Below are 8,589 nucleotides of genomic sequence, written 5' to 3'. Positions count from 1 at the left end.
CTGCCGAGTACGAGGCACTACACACGATGACCCAGCCGGTCACCGTATCCCCGAAAACCAGCTAACCAACTCTCCATCAAACCCGGGGCTTGACACAGTGATGGTCGCATTCAGTCGATTCTGTGATCCAGCGTTGCACGCCAGCTGCCTCCGCAACCTCGACGCCGTGTTCTGTTACTACCGTTGCGTTAGCGCACCCGCACAGGGCGCAGGTGTCGCGGCGCTGCCTGATCTTCATCTTCCCTCGCATTCCTAGATTGCTGATGCTCCTGAACACACAACGACCATCGACCTCAAACGCTATGGACCGCACGCCGTCGAGTTCGGTCAAGTCCGTACCGCGCATAAACAGGGACGGCCCAGCTAAGTGGTCCGCCGGTAGCCGCGTGCCATTCGCGTGCCAGTAACAGCGGTCAACCACGGCGAATCACGGGCAGCACGGAGCCCCCGACAGGCGACGCAACACCAGGTCAGAGCAGGTCAGGGCATCAGCAGAGCGCGCCGTGATCCAATTCCTAAACCGTGTGTCGCAGGTTCGAATCCTGCCGGGGGCACCAGGTCAGAGCCACAACCGGCGATCATCGCCTGTCTTGCCGGGTTGCTGTGCCGCGGCCGGCCCGACCCTCGCCGGACTCGCCGGGTAGGTGCTGGGTGCACTTCTCCGCCATCGAGGTGGACGGGTATCGGGAGCTGCACCAAGGGCAGCGCGTCGAGTTCGAGGCCGAGCCGGCCGACCAGGACGGGTACGCCTACCAGGCGGTCCGCGTCCAAGTCGAGCCGACCCACAACGAACCAGCCAGCACAAAGTCAGCCAGCACAAAGCCAGCCAGCACAGAACCCGTCAACGGCGAGCAGCGATCAGCCACGCCCGGGCGTTGAACCACACACCGTCGTCGCCCAGCTGGGCCATCGGCAGTTCCTCAGGTCGAAACCGCCCCCGGGCAAGGGGAACGCCCGCGCGTCGCCTTGCCCGAACGGGACGTTGTGCAGATAAGAAAAGCGCGACCGGGACAGGGCCTGCGGGTCACTCGGTGCCGTACAGGCGGGCGATGTCCGGCGAGTCGAGCCAGCCGCTGTACGCCGGGCCTTGCGGCCACCCCTCAGGAGAGTCCTGCCACTCCTCCTGGCGGCCGTACGGCAGGACATCGATCAGGGCGAACGTGTACGTGAGCTGCTCGACGCCGCGGCCGGACGTGTGCCAGGTGCGGTAGACGGTGTCGCCGTCGCGGAGGAAGACGTTGAGGGCGAAGCCGCCGCCGGGTGGGGCGTCGACGTCGGCGCCGAAGGGGCTGTCGGCGGTGGAGTACCAGGGCATCGTGTTGCCGACGCGTTCGGCGTAGGAGAGGGCGGCGTCGATCGGGCCCTGGGTGACGATCACGAAGCGGGCGTCGTAGTTGGCGAGGAAGTCCAGCCTGGTGAAGGACGACGTGAAGCCGGTGCAGCCGCCGCACTGCCATTCTGCGTCAGGGTTCCACATGTGGTTGTACACGATGAGCTGCGACCTGCCGTCGAAGATGTCGACGAGCCGGACGGGGCCATCGGCGCCGACGAGCGTGTAGTCGGGCATGCGGACCGCGGGGAGCCGGCGGCGCTGGGCGGCGATCGCGTCGAGCTCCTTCGTGGCGGCCTTCTCGCGTACGCGCAGCGCGGCCAGTTCCTTGCGCCAGGTCTCGAGATCGACGACGGGCGGGACGGGCATGACGAGCCTCCTCCGTGCGTGCGGACAAACCAAAGGTCCAGCATGCACCGTCACCCCGGCCGGTGCTGGCGGTCAGGGCGTGAGGATGCCGGCCGCGGCCGCGGCGCTGTGCCAGCGGCTGACGAAGGTGCCGAAGATCTGGCCGTACAGGTCGTCGTCGGACAGCAGGTCGATGTCGTCGATCGGCAGGAACCCGGCGCTGTCCACGAGGCCGCCCCGGACGTTGTCCAGCCTGGCGAGGACACCGTAGTCGGCGACGCCGAGACCCAGGAACATCCAGTACACCGGGCGATTGCTCGACCGGACCAGCAGCTCGGTGATCTGCTTCTCGGCGTGCACGCCACCGTCGGACCAGAACAGCACCAGCGTCGGGTGCGGTGACGGCTCGGCCGCCGTCCAGTCCAGGATCTCCTTCATGACCCGGGGCTCGAAGTTGCCGCCCTCGGCGCGCTTCTTGTCGGCGGCCTGCCGCTCCAGGTAGTCGGGGGCGGTGGCGACCCGCACCGGCGCGGAGCGCACCGGGAAGTCGCCGAAGAACCAGACCTCCATCTCGCCGTTGTCGTCGAGCAGGTCGGCGATGACGACCATCCGCTCCAGCGAGCGCTGCATGACGCCGCTGCGGAAGAGCTTCTTCGTCGAGCCGCTGCAGTCGATGGCGAGGACCACCCGGAACGTGCGCGCGTCCAGGCCGCTCTTGACGAGGGAGACGGCGACGGCGTACTTGCGCAGGTCGACGCTCGAGGCGCCGGTGGCGGGCTTGGCGAGGCTGATCTGCTGCGCCTTCGTCAAGGTGACAACAGGCGAGGGCTGCGGCGCCGGTGCCTCGTCCTCGACGGTCAGGCCGACGTCCGTGATCAGTCCGCGCAGGCCGTCGGTGAAGCCGTCGCCGACGCAGCGCACCTTGATCGTGTCGCGGTGCCGGTAGACGTCGCCGACGATCAGCGCGTCTTGGACGTCCGGCGTGCCGAGGTCGAGGGTGTACAGCTCACCGCCGGGACCGTGCAGTGCCGCGTGCAGCTGCGGTACCGCGGCGAACGTGCCACCGGCGACGGTCAGGCCGATCCTGACCCGGGCGGTCGTGCCGGCCCACCCGCCGGGCGTGACGTCGAGGCGGTGCCGGGTCACCCCGCCGGTGGTCTCCGGCGGCGACCAGCGTGCCCCGGCCCCGTCGGGCTGGTTGTAGAAGACCATCGCCTCGTCGCCGGGCGCCCGGCCCGCCTCGTCGAGGAGGAACGCGACGAGATCCACCTCGGGCCCGGCCGCGTGGCTGACCACGACGCTGTACGACGCCGCAGCCGGCAGTGCTGTGTTCTGCCCACGGGCGAGGATCGCAACGGTCACCCGACGATTGCACCACAGGCCGTCCAGCCCGGCGGAAAGACGCTCATGCCGGCTGGGTGGGGCGCCGGCCGGGCACCGACTGGATGGTGGAGACGAAAAGTGCACGTGACCGCAGATCAAGGGAGTGTTCCGTGACCAGTTCCACCGCAGAACGCAACCGCACCGACGTCTCCGAGCGGGAAGGTGAGGAGGCGCTGCATCCGCTGCTGCTGGCGGCCCTCATGTCCCGCCGCGAGGAGCGCGGTGAGGGGCTGTTCGAGCACCCGTTGCTGATCGCCGCCCTCGCCAGGCGCCGGCGCGAGGAGGACGGCGAGAGCATGATCGAGCATCCGCTGCTGCTGGCCGCCCTCGCCAGGCGCCGGCGCGAGGAGGACGAAGGCAGCATCATCGACAATCCGCTGCTGCTCATGGCGCTCGCCTCCCGCAAACGGCGGGGCCGCAACATCGTCGACCACCCGCTCCTGCTGGCCGCGCTGATGGCCCGCGACTGAACCAACCGGCAGCGCCCGTCCCCCGGCCGGGGGACGGGCGTTCCCGCTGAGCAAAGGAAGGAGGGGGACCCATCGTGGCGGCTGGCGATCCTGATCAACCGCAGCACGTCGAGGCGCTGATCGACGAGCTGATCCTGGAGATCCTCAACAGTGCCGACCAGGGGCAGGCGGCGAAAGCTGCCGGTCGGAGCCACCCGGGGCTGCCCGGTGGCCTGCTCGACAGCGTACGGTCGACCATGGCGCGCGGCTCCCGCGGTTCAACGCTGGAGCGAATGTTCATGGCCGAGGCCCTCGCCGGCGTGCTGGCCGACGCGATCGCACCGGCGCTCGCGGAGGCGCTCGCGCCGAGGATCATGAAGGCGTTGGAGGGCGATGATGCCCCGGCCGGCGCCGAGCAACCGCAGAAGGCGTCGGCGGGCCGGTCCCGCAAGTCGGACGCGAAGTAACGACAGGCGGCGGCGGTCTCTGTGCACCGCCGCCACCTCGTTCCGCCCGGTCCTCGTCATGGTCATGTGGCAGCGGCCGCCTCGCGGCGCATCATGAACGCGAACACGACCTCCATGCACCCGATCAGCAGGGCGCTGATCCCGGTCAGCAGCACGATCGCGGTGAGCGACGCGCTCGGCCACACGACGAACACCAGCCCGACGACGAGCGACACGACGCCCATCGTGGTCAGCCACACCCGTGTCCGGCCGTGCGTCATCAGCCCGATGCCGATCTCCGAGATGCCGGTCAGCAACCAGGCCAGCCCGACCACGAGCGCCAGGAGCGTCACCCCGGTGGCGACGTTGCGCAGGCACGCCACGCCGCCGACCACCATCACGGCGCCCACCACCCCCGTCAGCAGGCGCCGACCCAGGCCGTGGTGCTCGGTCAGCGCCGCCGCGACCCGCATGGCGCCCGCGACGATGAGCCAGACGCCGACCAGCGCGCCGAGAACCCGCAGCGTTTCCCCGGGCCAGGCCAGCACCGCGATCCCGAACAGCGCCGTGACCACCCCCAGCGCGAGGGTCTGCCAGAACGGTACGACCGCCGCCGACGACCCGTGTACCACCCCACCGTGCCGTGCTGAAAACGTCGCCATGTTGCCCTCCTCATTCGTTCCACCACCCACGCTTCACCCGTCACCACCCACCGCCCTCGCCCGCGGAGGAGGAGGCGGGTCGGCAGTCGCCACTTCGCCCGCCGGACGGAGGCGAGGGCGGGGTCCGCGGCCGTGGCGGTGGGTTTCCGTACCCGATCAGGACGGTGACGCAGATGTGGCGAGGACCGCGCCGGCAGCACCTCGGGCACCGGCTCCGGGTGACCGGCCTCACCGAGGAGAGCACCACCGCCGGCGTCTACGGCGTCATCATCGGCGCGGCCGTCATGGCCTCGTCGCACGCCGGGTCGGCCGGTGCGGTGGTGGCCGCGGTGCTGGTCACGCTCGTCATCTACTGGAGTGCCGAGCGGTACGCCCGCATCGTCGCCCAACGCATCCACGAGGGCCGGCGGCTGGAGGCGCACGAGGTCCGGCTGCAGCTGACCACCGGCTGGGAGATCGTGACCGCCTCCGCACTGCCGGTGGCCGTCCTCGTGGTGCTGACCACGTCAGGGGTCGCGCTGCGTACAGCGGTGATCTCGGCGCTGGTGTGCAGCGCGCTGCTGCTGTGCGTGGCCGGCTGGGAGGCGGGCCGGCACGGGCAGCTCACCCTGCCGGAGCGCCTGGTGTCCGCGACGGTCGCCGGCGCCTTCGGGGTCGTCATGATCGCGCTGAAGGTGACGCTGCACTGAGCCCTCCAGCACCCCGATCGCCCTGACCAGCGGCATCGGTACCCGGTCGACCCAGCCCATCATCGGCAGCCTGATCCCGCCGGCGCTCGCCCTCGCCGGCTGGGCGATCGAGCACGTGCCGCACATCGAGGCCAGCCGGGCCGCGTACCAGAGCCGCAACGACTGACGCCGGCGCCGAGGACGACTGTGCGGATGGCGCAGTTGCACGACTCCGCTGTCGTGCACCCGGGCCGGCCGCAGCCGTAAGCGACCGGTAAGCGTGAACACCTGGCCACGATCGGGCGCACCCGGTTCACTCAGAGCCATGACACGCAGACCGATCACCTGGCTCGTGGCCGCCGCCCTCGCCGCGGGCGTGGCGTTCGGCCTGTACTGGTTCACGCCGTGGCGCCTGTTCACCGACACCACCGTCAACGAGACGCTCACCGCCGTCTCCGAGCCCGGCGCCGCCTCGTCATCGTTGCCGTCTTCGTCGTCGTCCTCGTCGTCGTCTTCTGTTGCGGTGCCGGTGATCGTGTCCCGCGGCTCGTTCATCACCCACGAGCACGACACGTCCGGCACCGTACGGCTGCTGCGCCTCCCCGACGGCACCCACCGCCTGGAGATCGAGGCCCTGGACACCTCCGACGGCCCCGACCTGCGCGTCTGGCTCACCGACCAGCAGGTCGTGCCGGGCCGGCCAGGCTGGCACCTCTTCGACGACGGCCGGTACGTCGAACTCGGCAAGCTCAAGGGCAACAAGGGCGACCAGGGGTACGCGATCCCCGCCGGCACCGACCTGACCGGCCTGCGCTCGGTCACCATCTGGTGCAAGCGCTTCTCCGTCTCCTTCGGCGCCGCCGAGCTGGCGGCCTGAGTGCCGCTGCTTCCGGCCGGTCACGCGGGTGGTCCCAGGCAGGATTCGAACCTGCGGCACACGGCCGCGCCCCGTGTTTCAGCGGTACCTGCCAAGCTTGGCATACATGGACATTTCGGCGAAGGGCGCGTTATGGCTGAGTATGAGCCGGTGAGCTCCCCGGACCAGCGCAAGCCGGGACACCCGCGCGCTGCCCGTTTCGGTGCGGTCGTCGTTGCGCTGCTGCTGATCAGCTTGATGTTCGAGAACCATGAGGGCCGCACCGGAGACATCTGGCTGATCGCCGGTGCCGCGCTGCTACTGGTCACCCTCGTCGCCGACCGGATCCTGCGTCGCAAGGGCCTGCGCTGACTCGTGCGGGCCGAGGTGCCGCAACTCCTGCCAGGAGCGGTGGCCCGATACATCGACATCACCGGCTTGCCGAGGACTGAGCGGGTGGCGGACGCATCTAGGCTGCTGTGGTGTGACCATCCGTGTGCTCATCGCCGACGACCAGTTGATGGTGCGGGACGGGTTGCGGCGGATTCTCGGGGCCGAGGACGGGATCGAGGTGGTCGCCGAGGCCGGTGACGGGGTCGAGGCGCTCCGGCTCGCGCGGGAGCTGACGCCCGACGTGGCGCTCGTGGACATCCGGATGCCGCGGATGGACGGGCTCACGCTGACCAGGCACCTTGCCGGTGGGCCGACGCGGGTGGTGGTGGTGACCACGTTCGACCTGGACGAGTACGTGTACCCGGCGCTGCGTGACGGGGCATCCGGGTTCCTGCTGAAGCGGTCGGGGCCGGCGCTGCTGGCGGAGGCGGTGCGGGCCGCGTACGCCGGGGACAGCCTGATCAGCCCGTCGATCACAGTACGGCTGCTGCGGCACGTCACGGCGCCGCGGCCGGCGCGGGCGGCACCGGTGGAGGCGCTCACCGAGCGGGAGCTGGAGGTGGCCGCGCACGTCGGGGCGGGGCGGACGAACGCGGAGATCGGGGCGGAGCTGTTCATCTCCGCGGGCACGGTGAAGACGCACGTGGCCGCGATCCAGCGCAAGCTCGGCGTCCGCAACCGGGTCGGCATCGCCGTGTGGGCGTGGGACACGGGCACCGTGGCGCCGTGACCAGGGTGTCCACGCGACGGCTTTTGCTGCTGGTGCCAGTCGGGCTGCTCGGGCTGTGCGGGCTGCCGCTGACCTGGCCCGCCGGGATCGTGCCGGCCGTCGCCGCGGTCGCCGCGGTGGCGGTCGCGGTGGTGGCCCGTTCGGCCCGGCCGGCGGTCGCCGTCGCGCTGCTGTCGCTGCTGGCCGATGTGGTGTACCAGGGGCCGCCGCAACCGCCCGCATTGTGGGCGCCGTTCGAGTTCACGGCGTTGACCGTGCTGCTCGTGGTGCTGGCCCGGCGGGGGCCGGCCCTCGCCGTCGCGGTGGTGGGCGTGGCGGTCGTCGCGTTGCCGGTACGGATCGCGCTGCACGTGCCCGGAAACCGGGTCGAGGCGACGGTGCTGCTGGTCGCGGCGGCGTTCCCGGTCGCGGTGTGCGCCGCCGGGGCGGGACTGTACCTGCGGCTCGGCGACCACCGGCGGCGGCTGGCGGAGGAGCGGGCCCGCCGGGAGCACCGCCTGGACCTGGCCCGTGACCTGCACGACCTGGTCGCGCACGAGGTCACCGGGATCGTGGTCGCGGCGCAGGCGGCGGGGCTGCCCGACATCGAGGCCGCCGGCCTGCGGGCCCTGGACGCCATGGACCGGATGGTCGGCACCCTGCGCGGCCCGGTCTCGCAGCGGGTCCACGGCATCGCCGACCTGCCGGACGTGGTGCGCCGCTTCTCGTCGACCGGCCCGATCACCGCAAGGCTCGACATGACCGGAATGTCGGAAATGTCGGCTGGAGCGGAAGCGGCAGTGGGGAAGGGAGAAGGAGCGGCGGGCAAGGCTGGACCGGCAGCGGGGAAGGAGGAAGGAGCGGCGGGGAAGGCTGGACCGGCGGCGGGCGAGGCGAAGGAACCAGCGGGCCAGGTGGGAGCGGAAGTTGGAAACACCGCCTACCACGTGGTGGTCGAGGCGCTGACCAACGTACGCCGGCACGCCCCCACCGCCACCGAGGTGATGGTGGCCGTCCGGCACCAACCCGGCCGGATCGAGCTGCAGGTGACCGACAACGGCACCGGCCGGAAGCCGGCCGGGCGGCGCAGCGGCGGCGGCACCGGCCTCGCCGGGCTGCACGAACGCGTCATCGCCCTCGGCGGCGACCTCACCGCCGGCCCGCACCCCACCGGCTGGCAGGTGACCTGCCACCTGCCAGCCGGCTAAGGCTCGCCCGGCCGATCCCGTCGGGGGGTCGCGGCCGGCTCGCTGCTGATCTTGCCTGCTTGATCGAAGTCGCGCCGTGGTCGCCCAGGACGGCCGGGACGCGACTTCGATCAACACGATGGCCCACGATGGCCCGG

General features: G+C 70.9%; 11 protein-coding genes and 1 tRNA gene. 8 read left to right on the top strand and 4 right to left on the bottom strand.

The genetic code is table 11. The features are described 5' to 3' along the window. Nucleotides 1-651 precede the first annotated feature (651 nt). Nucleotides 652-879 carry a cold shock domain-containing protein gene (locus tag AB0H83_RS04180; RefSeq protein ID WP_360086469.1) on the top strand — a complete coding sequence of 76 codons (228 nt, stop codon included), beginning with the start codon at nt 652-654 and terminating at the stop codon, nt 877-879. 145 nt (nt 880-1,024) lie between these two features. Here AB0H83_RS04180 and AB0H83_RS04175 read toward each other — a convergent pair whose 3' ends face one another. Both AB0H83_RS04175 and AB0H83_RS04170 read right to left on the bottom strand, forming a co-directional pair. After that, nucleotides 1,025-1,699, bottom strand: coding sequence for a DUF899 family protein (locus tag AB0H83_RS04175; protein ID WP_360086466.1), 675 nt, complete (start codon nt 1,697-1,699; stop codon nt 1,025-1,027). 72 nt (nt 1,700-1,771) lie between these two features. Next, the gene (locus tag AB0H83_RS04170; protein ID WP_360086463.1) at nt 1,772-3,040 is read right to left on the bottom strand and encodes a VWA domain-containing protein; all 1,269 of its coding nucleotides are present in this window, start codon (nt 3,038-3,040) and stop codon (nt 1,772-1,774) included. Nucleotides 3,041-3,171: 131 nt separating this feature from the next. Between AB0H83_RS04170 and AB0H83_RS04165 the strand changes: the two genes are divergently transcribed. After that, a complete protein-coding gene (locus AB0H83_RS04165) occupies nt 3,172-3,531 on the top strand; it encodes a hypothetical protein (protein ID WP_360086460.1) in 360 nt (119 codons plus the stop codon). Nucleotides 3,532-3,605: 74 nt separating this feature from the next. Then, the gene (locus AB0H83_RS04160) at nt 3,606-3,977 is read left to right on the top strand and encodes a hypothetical protein (RefSeq protein WP_360086457.1); all 372 of its coding nucleotides are present in this window, start codon (nt 3,606-3,608) and stop codon (nt 3,975-3,977) included. Between the two features lie 62 nt (nt 3,978-4,039). Here AB0H83_RS04160 and AB0H83_RS04155 read toward each other — a convergent pair whose 3' ends face one another. After that, nucleotides 4,040-4,618, bottom strand: a complete 579-nt coding sequence (locus AB0H83_RS04155; protein ID WP_360086454.1) for a DUF308 domain-containing protein — start codon at nt 4,616-4,618, stop codon at nt 4,040-4,042. Nucleotides 4,619-4,791: 173 nt separating this feature from the next. Between AB0H83_RS04155 and AB0H83_RS04150 the strand changes: the two genes are divergently transcribed. Both AB0H83_RS04150 and AB0H83_RS04145 read left to right on the top strand, forming a co-directional pair. Then, complete coding sequence (locus AB0H83_RS04150; protein ID WP_360086451.1) at nt 4,792-5,307, top strand: hypothetical protein; 516 nt, start codon at nt 4,792-4,794, stop codon at nt 5,305-5,307. A 304-nt stretch (nt 5,308-5,611) separates the two neighbouring features. After that, nucleotides 5,612-6,163, top strand: a complete 552-nt coding sequence (locus AB0H83_RS04145; RefSeq protein WP_360086448.1) for a DM13 domain-containing protein — start codon at nt 5,612-5,614, stop codon at nt 6,161-6,163. A gap of 29 nt (nt 6,164-6,192) precedes the next feature. Here the strand turns inward: AB0H83_RS04145 and AB0H83_RS04140 are convergent. Beyond that, nucleotides 6,193-6,274: transfer RNA gene (locus AB0H83_RS04140), tRNA-Phe, on the bottom strand. 21 nt (nt 6,275-6,295) lie between these two features. On the opposite strand from AB0H83_RS04140, the gene AB0H83_RS04135 reads away from it, so the two are divergent. The 3 genes from AB0H83_RS04135 to AB0H83_RS04125 all read left to right on the top strand — a co-directional run bounded on the left by AB0H83_RS04135 (nt 6,296) and on the right by AB0H83_RS04125 (nt 8,452). Next, nucleotides 6,296-6,514, top strand: coding sequence for a DUF2631 domain-containing protein (locus tag AB0H83_RS04135; protein WP_360086445.1), 219 nt, complete (start codon nt 6,296-6,298; stop codon nt 6,512-6,514). A gap of 112 nt (nt 6,515-6,626) precedes the next feature. Beyond that, nucleotides 6,627-7,265: a response regulator transcription factor gene (locus AB0H83_RS04130; protein ID WP_360086443.1), complete on the top strand. Its 639-nt coding sequence runs from the start codon at nt 6,627-6,629 to the stop codon at nt 7,263-7,265. Further along, nucleotides 7,262-8,452, top strand: a complete 1,191-nt coding sequence (locus tag AB0H83_RS04125; RefSeq protein ID WP_360086440.1) for an ATP-binding protein — start codon at nt 7,262-7,264, stop codon at nt 8,450-8,452. Before AB0H83_RS04130 ends, AB0H83_RS04125 begins: the two co-directional genes overlap by 4 nt. Nucleotides 8,453-8,589 lie beyond the last annotated feature (137 nt).

This window comes from Dactylosporangium sp. NPDC050688 (assembly GCF_040654515.1).
Classification (GTDB): Bacteria; Actinomycetota; Actinomycetes; order Mycobacteriales; family Micromonosporaceae; genus Dactylosporangium.
This window is presented reverse-complemented; position numbering and strand designations above follow the sequence as displayed.

Coding starts and splice junctions, on each gene's coding strand:
- AB0H83_RS04155 (WP_360086454.1), bottom strand. CDS start 4,618: ATGGCGACGTTTTCAGCACGGCACGGTGGGGTGGTACACGGGTCGTCG.
- AB0H83_RS04145 (WP_360086448.1), top strand. CDS start 5,612: ATGACACGCAGACCGATCACCTGGCTCGTGGCCGCCGCCCTCGCCGCG.
- AB0H83_RS04135 (WP_360086445.1), top strand. CDS start 6,296: ATGGCTGAGTATGAGCCGGTGAGCTCCCCGGACCAGCGCAAGCCGGGA.
- AB0H83_RS04150 (WP_360086451.1), top strand. CDS start 4,792: ATGTGGCGAGGACCGCGCCGGCAGCACCTCGGGCACCGGCTCCGGGTG.
- AB0H83_RS04175 (WP_360086466.1), bottom strand. CDS start 1,699: ATGCCCGTCCCGCCCGTCGTCGATCTCGAGACCTGGCGCAAGGAACTG.